Source organism: Streptomyces sp. NPDC002092 (assembly GCF_053593775.1).
Map to the genome: position 1 here is coordinate 32,716 of NZ_JBSFDG010000032.1, position 19,277 is coordinate 51,992.

Sequence of the window (19,277 nt, forward strand, 5' to 3'; positions counted from 1 at the left end):
CGCCCACCCCTTGGAGCAGGTCATGAGTCTTCTGCGTCTGGTCGGCCGCCCCATGCTCGCCTCCATGTTCGTCTCCGGTGGCCTGAACACGCTGCGCGCTCCCGAGGAGGTCGCTCCGGTGGCCGAGCCCGTCGTCCAGCCGGTCACCGAGCGGGTCGACGCCCTGCCGGACCGCACCGAGCAGGTCGTACGGCTCAACGGGGCCGTACAGGTGGTGGCGGGTCTGCTGCTGGCGAGTGGTCGGCTGCCGCGGCCGGCCGCGCTGGCCATCGCGGCCACGCTGGTACCGACGACGCTTGCGGGTCACCGTTTCTGGGAGGCGGACGACCCCGAGGAGCGCGCCCAGCAGCGCATCCACTTCTTCAAGAACCTGTCGATGCTCGGCGGTCTGCTGATCGCGGCCGACGACACGGCAGGCGTTCCCTCGCTGGCGTGGCGTGGCCGACATGCCGCCCATGACCTGCGGCGCGATGCCCATCTGGTGCGCCGGTCCGTGCGGGCCACGGCCCGGCCCGCCGCCGCGGTCGGCGGTGTCCGGGCCCGGCTCGCCCGCTGATCACCTCACCCGCGGGCGAGGAACCGCTCGAGGGTGGTGGTCAGCTCCGCCGGCTTTTCCAGCGGCAGTTCGTGACCGGCGTCGATGATGCGGACCTCGGCGTCCGGGTAGGCCTTGGCCATGCGCAGCATCTGGCGCACCGGCAGCTGGATGTCGTGGTAGCCGTGGACCAGCAGGGTCGGTACGCGGATCTCCGCGACCCGGTCCAGGACGTCGAAGGCGCGCATGGCGCCGTAGAGCGTCATGACGACCTCGCGCGGGGTGGCGGCGGACGCCTTGATATGGGCGCGGATCTCCTCGCGGGGGTAGCCGGGGGCGAAGGCGCGCTGGATGTTGGTGGCGACGAACAGCTTGTAGGGGACGAGTGTCGAGGCCGCCATCAGCAGGCCACGGCCGCGGCTGTAGGTCATGCGGGCGATGGAGCCGACCAGCACGAGGCGCTCGACGCGCTCGGGACGGTCGAGGGTGATGGTCTGCGCGATCATGCCGCCCATGGAGTGGCCCACGAGGACGGCCCGTTCCACCTCGAGGTGGTCGAGCAGGGTGAGGACATCGGCGGCCAGATCCGCGACGGTGGGCACCCCTGCGCCGCTGCTGTCGCCGTGGCCGCGCAGATCGAGCCGGACCACCCGGCGCTTCTCGGCGAAGTGCGCCATCTGGTGGTCCCAGCGGTGGCGGTCGGCCGTCCAGCCGTGGATGAACACCAGGGGCACGCCGTCGCCGTCGCGGGGGCCCTCGTCGTCGTACGTCAGCGCTGCGCCGTCGACTTCGAGCTGCGGCATCGTGCCTCCTGGAGAACAGTGCGGTTACTGGCGAGTACGTTAGCGGTCGGCGGGGCCCTCGTCACCGGCGTTCGCCGAGGAAGTCGAGGATGTGCCCGAAGACGTCGAGGGCGGCGCCCCGGCCGAGGAAGGCATCCAGGTGGCCGTAGCCGGGGATCTCGGTGTAGGTCACGTCCAGGCGGGGGTGGCGGCGGGCGAGGACGTCGCGGCACAGCTGCTGGGAGTCCAGCCACAGGCCGTTGTCGCTGCCCGCCAGGAGCAGCAGCGGGGTGTCGATGCGGTCGGCCGCATCCAGCGCGTTGGGGGGCAGGGCCGCGTAGCGGTGGTCGGTGTCGTGCCAGCGGACCACGGTGCGGGCCAGTTCGATGCGGCGCAGGTGCGGCAGGATCCACAGGGGGGCCGGGCCGAGGAGTTCGGCCAGCCGGTTGTGGGTGGTCTCGGCCAGGTGCTCGTGGACGAAGAGCGAGGCGCCGGTGCCCCATGCCGAGTGGTGCAGGATCTGGCAGGTGGGGTCGGGGCAGTCGGCCTTGCGGGAGGCCAGGGCGAACAGCGGCGTGTACTTGGACCGCAGGCCCACCGTGCGGAAGTCGACGGGGATGTGGTCGAGGCGGGACTTCAGCAGTTCTGCGGCCAGGGACATGCGCAGCGAGGTGCGGCCGGCGAGTTTCGGAGTGAGGAACACGCCCTGCGCGACCACGCCCGCCAGGCCCGGGACCAGGCCCGCCGTCATGCTCAGGGACAGGGTGAGGGCGCCGATGCAGTGGGCCACGACGAACAGCGGGCGCTCCTCGCCGATGCTGGCGCGGATGTGGGAGACGGCGGCGGGGATGTCGTACAGGGCGACGTCGTCGTAGGTGTATTTCCGGCCCGTGGCGTTGTAGGGCAGGCGGCAGCTGCCGCGCCAGTCCAGCAGCCACGGCTCGTAGCCGTCGTCGAGCAGGACGTCGACGAGGTTGCGGATCTCGGGCAGCAGGAACATGTCGGCGGAGGCCGTGTGTCCGTGCAGCAGGAGCACCGCGGGGCGGTCCCGCTCGCCGGTGTCGACGCGGGTCAGGCCCAGGCGGACGCCGTCCCCGGCGTGGAAGGGGATCTCCTCAACGCTGTGCGGGTCGAGACGGTGGTGCAGGGGGCGCAGGGTGGGGGTGGTTCTGACCTTGCGGAGGGCCGGCCTGGTGGTGGGTTTCGTCGCCTTGAAGATCATCGGTTGTGCTCCGTGGGGTGCGGGGTGCGGCGCAGGTCGAGGAGTTCGGCGGCGGCGCGGGTGAAGGGGCCGAGCAGGCCGCGGCCCATCTGGACGCCGAACCAGGCGAGCCAGGTCAGCTTGGCGGCGCGCTGCTCCCGGCCGGTGAGGCGGGGGTCGACCTGGATGCCGTCGATCTGGTCACGTACGTAGCTGTCCGCTGGCACCACCAACTCGCCGGCCAGGAGGGCGGGTTCCCCCTCGCGTCCGATCCGGACGGTCAGGGCGCGGGTCTGGCGCCAGAGGTCGCGGCGGGCGCGGGCGTGCTTGCGGCCCTCCAGCCACCAGCTGCCACCGTCAGCATCACGCAACAGCAGCCGGTAGCACAGGAGTTGGTGGGCCAGGCCGTGGTGTTCGGGGATGCCCTCCTCTGGGCGGATCCACACGTCGCCGCGTTCCACGGTGAGCGGGTCGGCGTGTGCGGCCGGGCAGGTGAGATGTCCGCGTACGTCGATACGGCGCTCGGTGACCAGCTGGTGCATGCTCGCGATGGAGAGCGTGAGGGCCATCGAGCAGGGCGTGTCGGCGGCGGCCGCGACCGGGCCCACCTGGCCCTCGGTGGTCTCGGTGAACCAGAGGTAGGGCTGGTCGTCCTTGTGCGGCAGCCGGGCCAGACCGTCACCCGCCAGCCGCTCGAACGTCTTGAGCTGTGCGCGAGCGTCGTAGCGGGTGGCCGGTGGCAGGCCGAGAGCCGCGACGAGGTGGGCGGTGCGTTCGCCGGTGGCCGCCGGTCCCTTGAGTGTCGCCTCGCACAGCTTGAGTGCGGTGGGGCTCTGCAACACATGTGACAGGAAGGCCAGTTCGGGTATCGGTTCGGCCTGCAGGCGAGCCAGGGCGTCGGTGCGCCAGTCGTCCCAGTCCTTGACGCGCACGTGCATGCCGCCCAGGGCCATGTCCTGTACGACGTCGTCGAGGGTGTTGGGCACGCCGGTCAGGTTGTAGTCGAAGCCCCAGGCGTCGGGTTCGCAGATGACGCCGACGGCGACCCGGCTGACCCAGTCCACCGGGGCGACGTTCAGGTATCGGAAGGCGGGCACGGTGCGGAAGCGGCCGAAGGCCGAGACCAGGCCGCTGGAGAGGTCCTGGGGGTTGTAGGCGCCGGTTTTGGTGTGGCCGCCGATGCCGCCCGGGCGCAGGGCGGTGACGATCAGGCCGTGGTCGCGGGCGCGGCGCAGCGCGACCTCCGCGGCCCACTTGGTCTGGTCGTAGCCCGCGATGAGGCGGTCGGCGTGGGCCAGCGGGTCGTCCTCGCCCATGGAGGTGATGCCGACCTCGTTGAACACGGCGATGGAGGAGATGTGGTGCAGCGGTTTGGGGCGGCCGGCGGCCGCCAGTTCGGCCAGGGCGAGAGTGCCCAGCACGTTGCTGGCGCGCAGTGACTGGTAGCCGCGCAGGAAGTCCACGGCCGCGGCGACGCCCACGATGCCGTCCAGTTCATGCGCGAGCTCGTTCCACCGTTCCTCGCTCAGGCCCAGGTGCGGGCGGCGGATGTCGCCGGGCAGCACGGTGATGCGGCGGCGGACCTCCGTCGACCAGGGCAGCCGGTAGCCGCGCAGGGCCTCGCCGAGCCGGGTCTGGGCCGCTGCCTCGTCGGCGGCTCGGACCAGGCAGTACACATGGGCGTCACTGTGACGCAGCAGGTCCAGGAGCATATGGCTGCCGAGGAAGCCGGTCGCGCCGGTGAGCAGGATCCGGCGGGGCGGCAGGGGCTCGGGAGCGGCGATGAACGGGAGGCGGTCGGCGAGGGCGAGGTCGGCCAGGATCTGGTCGAGGTCTTCGCGGCGGGCGGTGGTGTGCGGCGCGTGGGCAGGCTCGGCCGGCCGTGCGGCCGGGGGCGGTGGTGTGCGCGGAGACGGCACGGGCAGCGCAGTGGTCGTCCCGGCCGTCGAGTGTCCCGCGGTGGTGGCAGTGGGGGCGACGGCTCTGATGCCGGGGATCCGTGCCCAGCGGCGGGCGAGGCTGCTGGGACGGGCGTCGGCGAACACCTCGTCCAGATCGACCTCGATGCCCAGTTCCTCCTCCAGCTCCGCCACGAGTTCCACCGCGTTCACGGAACTGCCGCCGGCGTCGAAGAAGTCGGCGTCGGGCGCGAGTTGCCCGTCGGGCAGATGGCGGCCGGCCGCCGCGGCGATGACTGCCGCCAGCACGTCGACATCCGGGGGCGGATCCGTGTCGGGTGACCCGTCCCCGGCGGTGGCGGAGTGCGCGGGTACGGCAGCCGGCACGACCCTCGCCAGCAGGTCGCTCACGCTGAGCCCGCCTCCGCCGCGTTCGATCGTCTCGGCCGTCGCCCGCCGGCCTGCGTACGCCGACGCGTCCTCGTTCGTCTCACGCATGAGTGCCCTTCACCATGTCAGCAACCATGTACGCGGTTCCTTTCCTCTTGCTGTCTGCTTCGTCACCGGTCACTGCTGCCAGGAGCGGAACGCCCGCACGTGTTCGGGCGTGACCACGCACTCCAGGCGCTCGTCGTCCTGCGCTCCCCCGCCCAGGGCGGCCAGCAGCCGGCGCGCGGGTGTGTTGCGTTCGGTGCGCTGCGCGGTCAGCCGGACCTTGGTGCAGCCGAGCTCCTCGGCGCGGTCGGCCAGCCACTGCAGCAGGCGTTCCTCGACGCCCCGGCCGAGGGCGCGGCAGCTCATCAGCCAGGCCGGTACGTCCAGTCGGTCGCCGTCCGCACGCAGGGCGAGGAGGGCGATCTGGCCGTAGTCGCCGAACCGGTCCCGGGCTGCCGCGGTCCACACCTCGCCGTGCTCGCGCCAGCGGGCGACGTCGAGGCCGTCGTGGGAGCGCGGGTGGAGGGTGAACTGGTTGGTGCGGCGCACCAGTTGCTCGGCCCGCGGGACGTCGGTGGCGGTCAGGGGCCGGATGTCGACCTCCAGTTGCAGCCCGGCCAGGAACTCCTCGAAGCCGGCCTGCTCGCGGGCGGTGTCCCGCTGCCGTTCCTGTTCGTAGAAGCGGGCGCGCAGTGCGTCCTCGGAGGTCGCCGCGAAAGGCACCAGCGGCCACAACCGGCTCAGGAAGGCCTCGAGTTCGGGGGTCGGCGGGCAGGTGACCGAGAGCACCTGCGGCAGCGCCGAGCGGACCTTGGCGATCTCGGCCGGGTTGTCGTCGAGGAACAGGAAGCTGTCCAGGCCGAGGTTGAGCGTATGCGCGGCCTCTGCGAGGCGGTCCGGCTTGAGGCCCCAGGCCGCGGAGAGCACGCTGAAGTGTTCCGGCTTCAGCAGGCTGTCCGGGCGGTCCAGGACCGCGCGCACCGTCTCTTCGTCGTTGTTGCTGACCAGCACCAGCAGCGCGCCGGCCGCACGCCATTCGAGCAGCCTGCGTGCCAGCAGGGCCCGGGGACCGGTCAGGTCCACCGCCCCGGGGCCGATCTCCCCGGCCACCCCACCCCACAGGGTCTCGTCGCCGTCCACCGCGATGACCTTCGGGGCGGGGCGGCGCACGGCCTGCACGACCTCGGCGAGGCGTAGGGCGACGGCCGCCTGGAACCGGGGGGTGAAGGGGAGGTGGGCAAGGCGCTCGGTGCGTTCGTCGAAGCGTTCCTCGACGGTGTGCCGGCCGGCCCAGTCGTCGGGGCCGAGTACGGCTGTTGCGGGCAACTCGGCCAGCTCTGCGGCGAGTTCCCGTTCCCAGCGCCGCAGGCGCTCCGGGGTGTGTGCGGCGGGCAGGAAGCCGACGATCATCGGTTTACGGATGCGCTCGGCCAGGGCCCGCAGGGCGGCAGGGTAGGCGGTGCGCAGCTCGGCGAGCAGCGCGTCGTCCACCGGCCCGAACCGCTCCACGTCGGCCGCGCGCAGCAGCACCACGCTCACTGCCGTCGCCGGGTCGGCGAAGACACCGGAAGGATCCCGCAGGCTCGCCAGCACGTGGTGGTACGGGGCTTCCGCGATGGCCGTCGCCGTGCCGTCCGGCGCCCCGTCGTTGAGGGCCGCCTCGCACATCTGGGGCAGGTGGCCGAGGGCGAAGGTGGCGGCGAGGGCGAGCGCGGGGCGCGGAGCGCGGCCCGCGGGAGCCTCTTCGCCGACGGCAGGAGTCGTACCCACCGGCCCCGAGGCGTCCTCGGCCGTCTGTGCGAGCAGCCGCACGAGCTCCTCCCCCAGCCCGGCGGCCGTGGCCGTGTCGAGGATGTCGAGGTTGTGGTCGAGCCGGATGCGGCCGGCCTCCGGCGTCACGGTGATCATGAGGTCGAGGTCGGAGTAGCCGGTTCCCACCGGCAGCACGTCCAGGCCCGTGAGGCTGCCCGCGGCTCGGACGTAGTTGAAGTACACCTCCACCAGCGGCGCGTCGGGCCGGTACAGGCCCTGCTTGGCCAGTACCGGCAGGACGTCCGAGAACATCGCGCCCTTCGTGAGGATCTTCTCCAGGCGGCTGTCGGTGCGGCGCAGCACGTCCTCGATCCGCTCCTGCGCCCTCGCCTCGGCGGGGAAGGGCACCGGTACGCCGAAGAAGCCCAGCGCGTCGAACGCGTCGGCGTGGATACGGGTGTCGACCGGCACGGCGAGGACGAAGCGTTCCCGTTGCCGCAGCCTGGCCAGCAGCACGGTCAGGGCGCCTAGGCAGAAGGCGGCGGGTGTGACGGCGAGACTGCTCGCGGCCGCCGACACCTGTTGCATGAGGCCTTCGGGGATCGCCACGCTCACGCTGCCGGCCCGGTAGGAGCGTGCGGCTGGACGCGGGTGAGTGAGCGTAAGGTCGAGGCGCTCGCTGCCGTGGAAGGCCTCGCGCCACTCGTCCGCACCCGTTCCGGGGCCCTCCCCCGGCTGCTGTGCCTCGATCAACAGGTCCAGGTCACGGTTGGTCACCGTGCCCGTGAGGGCGGTGCCGGACAGTTCGGTGTCGATCTCGGCGGCCACCAGCAGCAGGGACTGCAGGTCGCTGACCGCGTGGTGGGCGCCGTAGAGCAGGATCTGGCCGCGCTCATCGCCGTCGAGGAGTTCGAAGCGCCACAGCGGGGGCTGTGGGAGGTCGAACGGCGGCTCGAGCAGCCCGCGCAGCCGGTCGGCTGCGTCGAGTTCCTCGGCTGCGGGTACGGCCGTCCAACGCAGCAGGGGCTGTGCGGGCTCCCGCTCCACCCGCAGCTGCCTGCCTCCCTCGCTGCCGGTGACGATCGCGGTGCGCAGGGCTGCGTGCCGGGCGGCCAGGCGGGTGAGGATGCCGGTCAGCGTGGCACGGGTGGTCGCGTGGGTGAGCCGTACGGCGAGGCCGACGGCATGGGCCGCCGCCGGCATGTCCGGGCGGGCGCTGCGCAGCAGGCGTACGACGTCACGGGTGGCCGGGCGTAGTTCGTTGTCCGGCACCTCGGTGGCCGCTTCGGGCTGGGGTGCCGCTGTGCTGCGTTCGGGCAGGGCTGCGGCCAGGGCCTGGGCGAGGCCTCGGATGTCGGTGGCCGAGAAGAGAGCGGTGGACGGTAGTTCGACGCCCAGCTCGCGGGCGAAGGCGTTGCGCAGCCGCACCAGCATGAGGGAGTCCAGGCCCAGTTCTTTCAGGGCCGTGGTGGCCAAGGCGTCGACGGCGCCGCCGGAGACCTGGCCGACCCTGGCGCGCACATATGCCTCGAGCCGATCCGTGCGCTGTTCGTGCGTGGTCGCCGCGAACACCTGCTGGACCACGTCGTCGGAGCCTTGCGGGCCCGTGGGGACGGTGGCCAGGTCGGCCAGGAGGGGGCGGGTACGTGCGGCGTCGGGGTCGAGGGCGAGCACTTCCCAGTCCAGGGCGAGGGGGGCGAGCTGGCGGCGTTCGGTGGCCAGGACACGGTCGAACATTTCGCCGCCCTCGGCGGGGGTGAAGGCGACGAGGCCCGAGCGGCTGGTTTCGGCGCCCCGGGTGGCGTCGGCGGCGACCATGCCGACGCCGGTCCACGCGCCCCAGTCCAGGCTGAGCGCGCGCCTCCCGGCGAGGGAGAGGTGGTGGGCCCAGGCGTCGAGGAAGGCGTTGGCCGCCGAGTAGGGGCTCTGGCCGGCCGAGCCGAGCAGTCCGGCCGCGGAGGCGAACAGGACGAGGTTCTCGGCCTCTGGGACGAGTTCGGTGAGCAGGGTGGTGCCGAGCACCTTCGGTGCCAGGACGTTCAGGACGCGCTCGTCGCTCAGGTTCGCCACCGTGGCGTCGTCCAGGACGCCCGCGGTGTGGACGACCGTGGTGATCGGTCCGGCTTCCCGTCGTACGGCGTCCAGAGCAGCCGTCAGGCCGGCGCGGTCGGCCACGTCGGCACGGACGACGTGCACGGTGACCCCGCGCTCTTCCAGGCCCTGGATCCAGACCGCCGCTTGGGGGGTCGGCGCGCTGCGGCCCAGTAGGGCCAGCTTGCGGGCGCCGCGCCGTGCCAGCCGCTCGGCGACGACTTGGCCGAGGCCGCCCAGACCGCCGGTGATCAGATGGACGCCGTCCGGGTTGGCGCCCTCACGGGTGCCGTCGTCCGGACGGGTGCGGGCCAGACGCGGCACCATGCGGTCCGCCCCGCGCAGCGCGAGGAGGCGTTCGTCGTCGGCGTACCGCAATTGCGTCCACAGGGCGTCCACGCCGTCCGTGGGCGGCAGGTCGATCAAGGTGGTCCTCAGCTCCGGGTGCTCCTGGGCGAGGGCGAGCCCGAAGCCCCAGGCCAGGGCCTGTTCGGGGCGGGTCACCCGGGTGCTGTCGCCGGCGGCCTGGCTGCCGCGGACGACCGTGAACAGGCGGGGCGCCGGGCCCTGCGCCCGGTCGGTGAGCGTCCGTACCAGGTGCAGGGTGCTCAGGCAGCACAGCCGCGCCGCCTCCCGCGCGGCGTGCGCATCGCCGATCGCCAAGGCGTCGAGCGCGGACAGCTGCACGATGCGCTCGGGTGCCGTGTCGGTGAAAGCGTCCTCGAACAGGCGGGTCAGGTGCTCCGGATCGGCCGGGTCGAGCACGTACCGGCCGGGGCCCTGGACGTCGTACGCCGCGCCCCTGCGGGCGATCACATGGGGCACCGCAGCGGCGTCGAGCCGGTCGGCGAGTGCGGCGGCGACGCCCGTGTCGTCGGCGAGGATCAGCCAACTGCCCCGGGCGGGCGCCTGTTTGGCGGTCGGGCGCGGATGCCAGCGGGTCTCGAACAGTGCGCCGTCCAGTGGGGAGAGCGCGGCGAGCTCGAACTCCTCGACGGCGAGGAGGAGTTGCTCGTCCTCGTCGTACAGTCGCAGGTCGAGGGTTGCTCGGTCGCCGTCCACGGAGCGCAGTCGGCACGTCGTCCATACGGGAGTCGTCCCGCGTCCGGTGAAGTGCAGCCGTCCGGCTCCGGCGGGGACGAAGGCCCGGCCTGGGGGTGTGTCGTGCGGCAGGGCGGCCGTGTGGAAGGCGGCGTCGAGGACGGCCGGGTGCAGCAGATGGCCGGCGGCGGGCCGCGGGGCAAGCCTTCCCCACGCGGCCGAGTCCCCGGAACCGCCCTGCTCCAGACCGCGGAAGGCCGGCCCGTAGTCGATGCCGAGGCCGGCGAGTTGGGCGTAGACGGCGGACAGGTCGGCCTCCTGGCCGCACTGTTCGCGGAGGGCAGCCGATGATTCGCTCTCGTCCGGCGCTTGGTCGCCGCCCACCGCGATGACGCGCCCGGTGACATGCCGCTCCCAGCGCGCGGACGCCGCGGCCGAGGCGATGGTGAAGTGACGCGCGCCGTCCTCGGCGGGCCGCAGGACCAGTTGCAGCCGCACCGGTCGCTGTGCGTCCAGACGCAGCGGCTGGTCGAACCGGACGTCGGCCAGCGCCACTTCGCCGCCGCCCTGCACGGCTGATGCGGCCTCGATCGCCATGTCCAGGAAGGCCGCGGCGGGCAGCCAGATCTCGCCGGTGACGCGGTGGTCGGTGAGATAGGCGAAGCGGCCGTCGCGCAGAGCGATCTCGGTCTGGAAGATGTGGCGGTCCGCCTCGTCGCTGGCCTCGATGTGCGCGCCCAGCAACGGTGAGAGGCCGCCCGTCGAGGAGGCCGGTGTACGCCAGTGGCGTTCGCGGGCGAAGGCGTAGGTGGGCAGCTCGACGCGGCGGCCGGCCTGGAAGAGTGCCTGCCAGTCGGGGCTGTGCCCGGCCGTGTACAGCTCCCCCAGCCTGCGCAGCAGGTCGTCGAGAGTGCCCTCCTCGCGGCGGAGCGAGCCGACGCTCACGGCGTCGACTCCGGCCTCGGCGGCGACCGACTCGATGGCGGAGCCGAGCGAGGGGTGCGGGCTGAGCTCGACGAAGTACCGGTACCCGTCGTCCAGCATCCGCCGGATCGTGTCGCCGAAGCGGACCGGCTCACTGAGGTTGCGGTACCAGTACCCGGCATCCAGCCGGTCTCCCGGCACGGGCTGCGCCGTCACGGTCGAGTACAGCGGCGTTCCGGCCGGCGTGCCCCGGACGGTGTGGATGCGGTCGTGCAGTTCGTCGCGCAGCGCTGCCATCAGGGGGGTGTGCGAGGCGAACGGGGTGGACAGCCGCCGGGCGGAGATCTGCAGTTCCTCGCACTGAGCGCGCAGCTCGCTCAGGGCGTCCGCTTCACCGGACACGGCCGTGGACTGCCCGCTGTTGACCGCCGCGACGAACAGCCGCCCCGCATACGGCTCCAGCAGTTCCTCCGCCCGGGTGCTCGGGAGCTCCAGGGCGAGCATGCCGCCCTTGCCGACCAGCGGTACGGCCGCCTGGGCGCGCCCGCACACCACCGCGACGGCAGCTTCGAGTGTCAGGGCGCCCGCGCTGTAGGCGGCGGCGATCTCGCCCAGGCTGTGTCCGACCACGGCGTCCGGGGCGACACCGAGTGCGCGCCAGGCGGCGGCCAGCGCCGCGTTCACGGCGAACAGGGTCGGCTGCAGGTACTCGGTCCGGCCCAGCGGGGCGAGCGCTTCCGGCGCGCGCAGGACGTCCAGGACCGACCAGCCCGCCTGCCGGCGGACCGCCTCGTCCACCCGGGCCAGCTCCTCGCGGAAGGCATCCGAGTCGGCCATCAACTGCACGCCCATACCGGGCCATTGACCGCCGTGCCCGGCGAAGACGAAGGCCACCTTTCCGGACGGCTCCTCGCGACGCGCCGCCACGGGCCGTCGTGCCCCCGCCAACTCCTCCAGCTCTGCCAGCAGTTCGTCCCGGTCAGCTGCCACCAGCGCGGTGCGTCGCTCGAAGTGGCTGCGGTGCCTGGCCAGGGTGTGGGCCACGTCCGGCAGCGCCAGGTCACCGCTCAGGTGCTCGGCCAGCCGTGCGGCCTGGCCGCGTACCGCCTCCTCGGTGCGCGCCGACAGCACGAACAGCCGCTTGGACGGCGCGGGTTGATCCTTGGGAGCGGGCGGTCCGACCGGTGGCGCCTCCTCCACGATCACGTGTGCGTTGGTTCCGCTGATGCCGAAGGCGCTCACTCCGGCACGCCGCAGCCGTCCGCCCGCCGGCCAGGCCACCGCCTCCCGCAGTACGTGCAGCCCGCTGTCGGCCCAGTCCACATGGCGGCTGGGGGTGTCGGCATGCAGCGTGCGGGGCAGCATCCCGTGCCGCAGCGACTGGATCACCTTGATCAGCCCGGCCACACCCGAAGCCGCCTGCGCATGGCCGATGTTGGACTTGAGCGAGCCCAGGTACAGCGGCCGGCCGGCGGGGCGCGAGGCGCCGAAGACCTCCGCGAGGGCGTTCGCCTCGATCGGGTCGCCGAGCGTCGTGCCGGTCCCGTGGGCCTCCACGTAGTCGATGTCGGCCGGGGCCAGTCCGGACAGCTCCAGGGCCCGCCGGATCACCTGTTCCTGCGCCGGACCGTTCGGTGCGGACAGCCCTTGGCTGCGGCCGTCCTGGTTCACCGCGGTGCCGCGCAGTACGGCCAGCACCTCGTCCCCGTCGCGGCGGGCGTCGCTCAGCCGCTTCAGGACGACCATGCCCGCGCCCTCGGCCCAGACCGCGCCGTCGGCGGCGTCCGAGAAGGAGCGGCAGCGGCCGGTCGGGGACAGACCGCGCAGGCGGCTGAACTCCACGAAGGTCTGCGGGGTGACCATGAGCGTCGCCCCGCCCGCCAGGGCCAGGTCGCACTCGCCGGAGCGCAGCGCCTGCGCCGCCAGGTGCACCGCCACCAGGGAGGACGAGCAGGCCGTGTCCACCGTCAGGGCCGGGCCGTTCAGCCCGAGCGTGTAGGCGAGCCGGCCCGAGGCCACGCTCAGGGCCGAGCCGGTGCCGACATAGCCGTCCAGCTCGTCGAGCCGCGCCCCGGCCAGATAGTCGCCGGAGAACATGCCGACGTACACGCCGGTGGTGCTGCCCGCCAGTTCGGCGGGCACGATCCCGGCGCGTTCCACGGACTCCCAGGCCGTCTCCAGCAGCAGCCGCTGCTGCGGGTCCATGGCCGCGGCCTCCTTCGGTGTGATGCCGAAGAACGCCGCGTCGAAGGAGTCGATGTCCTCGAGGAAGCCGCCTTCGCGGGCGTACGACTTGCCCGGTGCCTCCGGGTCGGGGTCGTAGAGGGACTCCACGTCCCAGCGCCCGGCCGGGAACGGGCCCACCGCATCACGGCCCTCCGCAACCAGCCGCCACAGCTCCTGCGGGGAGGCGACCGCGCCCGGCAGGCGGCAGGCCGTCGCGATGACGGCCACGGGCTCGTCGGACGCGACCGCCGTCGTGCGGGCCTGCTGTCCGTCCGGCACGGTGGGGCGGAGCTTCCCGCCGACCGGCGCGAGCGCGGTGGCCAGCAGGTGATCGGCGAGGCGGGCGGGAGTGGGGTGGTCGAAGAGCAGGGTGGCGGGCAGCCGGACGCCGATGCGGGTGCCTAGGCGGTTGCGCAGGTCGACGGCCGTCACCGAGTCCATGCCCAGGTCCCGCAGCGGCTGGTCGGGGCGGACGGACCGGGGCGAGGGCAGGCCCAGGGCGTGGGCGGCTTCCTCGCACACCAGCTCCAGGACCCGGGCGGCACGTTCGGTGTCCGTCAGCCGGGCCAGACGGTCCGCCAGTCCGCGGCCGGTCTGCCGGTCGTGGTGCGGCGAGGACAACAGGGAGGTCCACAGAGCGCCGGTGGCCGCCGCGTTGTCGCGCAGGCGGGGCAGGTCCAGGTGCCAGGCGATCAGGTGTGGTGTGCCGCGGCGCAGGGCGAGTTCCACGAGGGCGCGGCCCTGCTCGGGGGTGAGGGCGCGGTGGCCCATGCGGGCCATCCGCTCCAGGTCGGCGTGTTCGGCGGCAAGGCCCTCGCCGGCCCAGGCACCGAAGGAGATCGAGACGGCGGGCAGGCCGAGAGCCCTGCGGTGGTGGGCCAGTTGGTCGAGGAAGACGTTGGCGGCCGCGTAGTTGGCCTGCCCGGCGTTGCCGAGGACACCGGCGGCCGACGAGATCAGCAGGAACAGCTCCAGCGGCAGGTCGGCGGTCAGCCGGTGCAGATGGGCTGCGCCGTCGGCCTTGGGGCGCAGCACCTGCGCGAGTCGTTCGGGTGTCAGCTCGGCGATCACGCCGTCGGCCAGGACTCCGGCGCAGTGCACCACACCGCGCAACGGCAGCGCCTCGCCGATGCCGGCGAGCACACCGGCCAGAGCTGTCGCGTCCGCGACGTCGCAGGCGGCCACCTCGACATCGGCACCGAGTGCGGTCAGCTCCTCGACGACCTCGGCGGCCCGAGGGTCGGCTGTCCCCCTACGTGAGGTCAGCAGCAGCCGGGCCACGCCCTGTTCGGCCAGCAGCCGGGCTATCTGACGGCCGACCGCGCCCAGACCGCCGGTGATCAGCACCGTGCCGTCGGTGGGCAGGGGCGCGGGGTGGCCGACGAGGTCGAGGACGACGGAGCGGCCGGACACCTCCCGGCGACGTACCGCCTCGCGTGCGGCGGTCATCGGGAAGACCTGGGGATGCCCGGGTGCATGGACGGCGGCACGCAGAGCCTCTGCCAACCGCTCACCCCCGGCCGGAAGGGACACGGCGGCCGCGACCGTGGACGGCAGTTCGTCCGGAACGACGGCGACCAGCCGCGCCTCCACAACCAGCTCGGACCCGGGCGCGGCCTCGGGGAGGACGACGACCCGCGTACCGCACGCCAGGCCCTCCACCTCGGGGCCGACCTCGGCGAGCACACCGGCGCAGGAGATGTGCGTGGGATGCAGGCCGACGGCGTGCACCTCGATCCGCACCTGGGCGGGCCCGAGCGCCTGACGCGCCGCCGGGCGCAGGGTGACCTCGGCCGGGATGCCGGTCAGCTGGTAGCAGTCCCCTGCCGGGATCCGCAGCACGTCGGCCGGGCGGGCGCGCACCAGTCGCGGAGCCAGCAACTCACCGTTCCGCAGGGCGAGTTCCGGTTCATCGGCATACGTGATGGCAGCGACCATCGCGGTCGCGGCATGAGCGCTGTCGATGTCGCCGTCGAGGTCGAGCAGGGCCAGTCCGAGGTCGGGGTGCTCGCTGCGGGTGCTGCGGGCCAGGCCCCACAGCACCGACTGCGCCAGGCCGGGCACGGTGTCGCAGTCGCCGGTCGCGACCGCACCGCGGGTCACCCAGAGGGTCCGCGCGGGCGCCCCGTCGGGCGGGAGGGCGATGAGTTCCTGCACCTCCGTGAGGGCTTGGGCCGCCAACTCGCCTGCCACAGCTGCCTGTTCGGCGTCCGCTGCCGGGCGCGGCCACAGCCGTACGACGGTGTCGCCACCCGACTCGCGCAGCTCGACTCCCGCCGCGGTGAGGCCCCGTACGATCGCCTCGACGTCCGGGTCCGAGCGGTCACCGATCACCGTCCAGGCCGCCCGCTCGTCTGTGGCGGCGGCTGCGGGCAGTGGCGTCCACCCCACTTCGTACAGGTGCCGGGCGTGCTCCGAGCCCACGCGCAGGTCCGACGGGTCGGCGGCCCGTAGCCGTACGCCTTCCAGGCGGCCCGCCGGGATGCCGTCCGCGTCCCACAGCGTCACGTCCAGGACGAGGTCCGTCCCGGAGCCACCGGTACGCCGCACCACCGCGGTCAATTCGCCGGGCCCGCCCGGGGGGAGGACGCAGCGGCCCACCGCCACGGGCAGCAGCACCCGTTCCGCGGACGTGTCGAACGCTGCCGCCGCCTGCAATGCGGCATCCAGGAGCGCCGGATGAACCGGATACGCCTCGGCCGCATCACCGGTCACGGGTGGCAGGGCGAGCCGCGCCAGCAGCTGGTCCTCGCCGGTCGGGACCACCGACCGTACGCCCCGGAAGGCCGGGCCGTAGCCGAGCCCGAGCGCGGCGAGCCGCTCGTACGTGTCCTCGCCCCACACCTCATCGGCCGCCTGCGGCCACACGGGCAAAGGCATGCTCGGTTCCGGGCCGGGTCCGGCCGCCGACGCGGTGGCGTGCAGGGCCCAGCCCGCCGCCTCCTGGCCGCGCGGGCGGCTGTGCACGGTGATCTCCGGCACGGGGGCGGAGGCGTCCACCTCGACCGACACCTCGACCGTGCCGGAAACGGGCAGGGTCAGGGGCGCGAGCAGCAGCAGGTCGGCCAGGTCGTCGCGTGCGTCGGGGCGGGCGACGGCGAGCGCGGCACGGCACAGCTCCATCAGGGTGGTGCCGGACACCACCGTCTGTCCGAACACGGTGTGGTCCGGCAGCCAGGCGGCGGTGGCCGGGGACCACTCGTTGCGGAAGGTCCAGCGCGTAGCGTCGGCCGACTGCAGCTGGATGCCGAGGACCGGGTGGGCGGCGCGGTCGAAGAGGGCGGGCCCGTTTGCGGTGGTGCCGGGTTCGGTCCAGTGGCGCTGTGCGTCCCAGGCGTACGTCGGCAGGTCGGCGGCGCCCGTGTCGGGCACGAGGCGCCGCCAGTCGATGGGGCGGCCCTGGACGTGGAGTTCGGCCGCCGCGCGGTCCAGGCAGGCGGGTCCGGGTTCGTCCCGGCGCAGCGACCCGACGGCGAGCAGGTCGTGGCCGTGTTCCTCGCCGATGGTGGTGACGGCGGTGAGCAGGGAGGGGTGGGGACTCAGTTCGACGAAGCAGCGGTAGCCGTCGTCCGCCATCCGCTGCACGGTCGGCCCGAAGCGGACCGGTTCGCGCAGGTTGGTGTACCAGTAGCCGGCCTCCAGCTCTTCGGTGACCGGTTCGCCGGTGACCGTCGAGTACCAGGCGACGGACGTCGGACAGGTGGTGACGCCGTCGAGTTCGTCGAGGACCGACGCACGGACCGGGTCCACGTGCGGAGTGTGGGAGGCGTAGTCGACGTCGAGACGGCGGGCGAACACCTGCCGCCGGTCGAGGTCGGCCAGGAGGGTCTCGACTGGTTCGACGTCTCCCGCGATCACCGTGGAGCGGCCGCTGTTCACGGCGGCGACCGACACCCGCCCGTCCAGTGCGGCAAGGAGGGGCTCGACCTCGGTGTGCGGGAGGGCGACGACCGCCATCGTGCCGGTCCCGGACAGCTCGGTCAGGGCCTGGCTGCGCAGCGCGACCACGGCGGCGGCGTCGTTGAGGCTGAGCGCCCCGGCGACGCAGGCCGCGGCGACCTCGCCCTGACTGTGCCCGATCACTGCGTCCGGCCGTATGCCGCGCGCCCGCCACACGGCGGCCAGGGACACCATCACGGCGAACAGGACCGGCTGGACGACATCCACGCGCTCCAGGGAGGGCGCGGCGGCATCGCCCCGCAGGACCGCCGTGACCGACCAGGCGGTGAACGGGCGCAGGGCCGCGTCGCAGCGGTCGAGCTCGTCGGCGAACACCGGGTCGCTGTCGAGCAGATCGCGGGCCATGCCCGCCCACTGGGCGCCCTGGCCGGGGAAGACGAAGGCCAACTTCCCGGCCGGAAGTGCCTGTTGGGGGCCCACGGTCAGCTCGGGGTCCGGCTCTGCTGTGGCAAGTCCGCGCAGGGCGTCGAGCAGTTCGTCGCGGCTGCTCGTCTGGAGGACGGCCCGGTGCTCGAAGTGCGTGCGGTGATGGGTGAGTGTCGACGCTACGACGGACAGCGGCAGCTGCGCTTGCCGGGCGAGCGCCAGCCGGAGGCGGTCGGCCTGTCCGCGCAGGGCCTCGGGGCTGCGGGCGGAGAGCGGGAAGAAGGTCTGGCCCGTCGGCTCGTCGCCGCCGGACCGGCCTGGGTCCTGCGGCGCCTCCTCCAGGACCACATGTGCGTTCGTCCCGCTGATCCCGAACGCGCTCACGCCGGCCCGCCGCACCCGCTCGCCGCCGCGGGTCCACGGCCGGGGGCTGGTGACGAGGCTCAGGCCGCTGTCCGGCCAGTCGACGTGCCCGGTCGGGGTGGCGGCGTGCAGTGTCGCGGGCAGGGCACCGTGCTGGAGCGCCAGCACGGTCTTGATGATGCCGCCGATGCCCGCCGCGGCCTGCGCGTGACCGATGTTGGACTTGAGCGAGCCGATGCCGAGGGGGCGCTCCGCGGGGCGGTCGGGGCCGAAAACGGCGGCCAGCGCCCGGACTTCGACGGGGTCACCCAGGGGTGTGCCGGTGCCGTGGGTCTCGACGTGGTCCAGGTCGCCGGGCTGCAGTCCGGCCGCGTCCAGGGCCGCGCGCAGCACGCGCTCCTGCGCCGGGCCGTTCGGGGCGCTCAGGCCCTGGCTGCGCCCGTCCTGGTTGATCGCGGAACCCTTGATCACGGCCAGGATCCGGTCGCCGTCCCGGCGGGCGTCCGCGAGCCGCTTGAGCAGCACCAGACCGCAGCCCTCGGCCCACACCACCCCGTCCGCATCCGCGGAGAACGGACTGCAGCGCCCCGACGGCGACAGCCCCCGCAGCCTGCTGAACTCGACATGCGCGCGGGGCGTCACCAGCAGCGAGGCCCCACCCGCCAGCGCCTGGTCGCACTCGCCTCCCGCCAGCGCCCGCGCCGCCAGGTGCAGGGCGACGAGCGAGGACGAGCAGGCGGTGTCGACGGTGACCGCCGGTCCCTGCAGACCGAGGGAGTAGGCGATGCGTCCGGAGGCGACACTGGACGCCGAGCCCGTGCCGACGTGGCCGTCGAGCTGCCCCAGCGAGGCGGAGGCGAGGTAGCCGCTGTCGTACAGGCCGACGTAGACCCCGGTCGAGCTGCCGTTCAGCGTGCCCGGCACGATTCCGGCGTGCTCGATGGTCTCCCAGGCGGTCTGCAGCAGCAGCCGCTGCTGCGGGTCCATGGCCGCGGCCTCGCGCGGCGAGATCCCGAAGAAGGCCGCGTCGAAACGGTCGATGTCGGCCAGATAGCCGCCGCGCAGTGAGTAAGCCGTGCCGGTTGACTCCGGGTCGGGGTCGTACAACCCCTGGGTGTTCCAACGGCCGGGCGGTACTTCGGTGATGACGTCCTCACCCGAGGCCAGCAGCCGCCACAGCGCCTCCGGGTCGTCCGCGCCGCCCGGGAAGCGGCACGCCATGGAGATGATCGCGATGTCTTCGTCAGTCCGCGTGGCCAGGCCGGACCGCATGGGGCCGGCCGTCCCCGTCGCGTCGGGCGCGTCGCCGAGCACCGCCTCGGCGAGCGCGGCGACGCTCGGGTGGTCGAAGACCAGCGACGGGCTCAGAGGCCGACCGATCAGTTCGGACAGCTGTGCCGCCAGCGTCACCAACTGGCGTGATCCCAGGCCGAATTCCGCGATAGGCCGGTGCGGGTCGACGGTCAGCGGGTCGAGCCCGGCCGCCTCGGCGACCGAGGAGATGAGCCAGGCCCGCACGCTCTGCGGTGTGGTGAGGGACGGCTCGGCGGGCTGCTTCGCGGACTCGTTCTCAGGCATCGGGGCAGGTGTCCTCGTGAACTCGGGCTCGGCGGGTTTTCCGTACGAGCGATACGGCCGTCGGGGCGTGACGCAGCCACGCGCGGCCGAACGGGCAAGCGGTGTACGGGGGTTGCGTCGCCGGG

General features: G+C 73.4%; 5 protein-coding genes. 1 reads left to right on the forward strand and 4 read right to left on the reverse strand.

What is annotated here, in order from left to right:
• The first annotated feature begins 22 nt into the window (after positions 1-22).
• Positions 23-556 carry a DoxX family protein gene (locus ACWCRD_RS42375; RefSeq protein ID WP_450971008.1) on the forward strand — a complete coding sequence of 178 codons (534 nt, stop codon included), beginning with the start codon at positions 23-25 and terminating at the stop codon, positions 554-556.
• Positions 557-561: 5 nt separating this feature from the next.
• Here ACWCRD_RS42375 and ACWCRD_RS42380 read toward each other — a convergent pair whose 3' ends face one another.
• The 4 genes from ACWCRD_RS42380 to ACWCRD_RS42395 form a co-directional block, all read right to left on the reverse strand.
• Positions 562-1,338: an alpha/beta fold hydrolase gene (locus tag ACWCRD_RS42380; RefSeq protein ID WP_450971009.1), complete on the reverse strand. Its 777-nt coding sequence runs from the start codon at positions 1,336-1,338 to the stop codon at positions 562-564.
• Positions 1,339-1,399: 61 nt separating this feature from the next.
• Positions 1,400-2,539: an alpha/beta hydrolase gene (locus ACWCRD_RS42385; RefSeq protein ID WP_450971010.1), complete on the reverse strand. Its 1,140-nt coding sequence runs from the start codon at positions 2,537-2,539 to the stop codon at positions 1,400-1,402.
• Positions 2,536-4,914, reverse strand: a complete 2,379-nt coding sequence (locus ACWCRD_RS42390) for a thioester reductase domain-containing protein (protein WP_450971011.1) — start codon at positions 4,912-4,914, stop codon at positions 2,536-2,538. The genes ACWCRD_RS42385 and ACWCRD_RS42390 overlap by 4 nt, the downstream gene beginning before the upstream one ends.
• Positions 4,915-4,983: 69 nt before the next feature.
• Positions 4,984-19,152, reverse strand: a complete 14,169-nt coding sequence (locus tag ACWCRD_RS42395; RefSeq protein ID WP_450971012.1) for an SDR family NAD(P)-dependent oxidoreductase — start codon at positions 19,150-19,152, stop codon at positions 4,984-4,986.
• Between the last annotated feature and the right edge of the window lie 125 nt (positions 19,153-19,277).

Excerpts from the sequence above, each read along its gene's own strand:
- ACWCRD_RS42375 (WP_450971008.1), top strand. The coding sequence starts at position 23 with ATGAGTCTTCTGCGTCTGGTCGGCCGCCCCATGCTCGCCTCCATGTTC.
- ACWCRD_RS42380 (WP_450971009.1), bottom strand. The coding sequence starts at position 1,338 with ATGCCGCAGCTCGAAGTCGACGGCGCAGCGCTGACGTACGACGACGAG.
- ACWCRD_RS42385 (WP_450971010.1), bottom strand. The coding sequence starts at position 2,539 with ATGATCTTCAAGGCGACGAAACCCACCACCAGGCCGGCCCTCCGCAAG.
- ACWCRD_RS42390 (WP_450971011.1), bottom strand. The coding sequence starts at position 4,914 with ATGCGTGAGACGAACGAGGACGCGTCGGCGTACGCAGGCCGGCGGGCG.
- ACWCRD_RS42395 (WP_450971012.1), bottom strand. The coding sequence starts at position 19,152 with ATGCCTGAGAACGAGTCCGCGAAGCAGCCCGCCGAGCCGTCCCTCACC.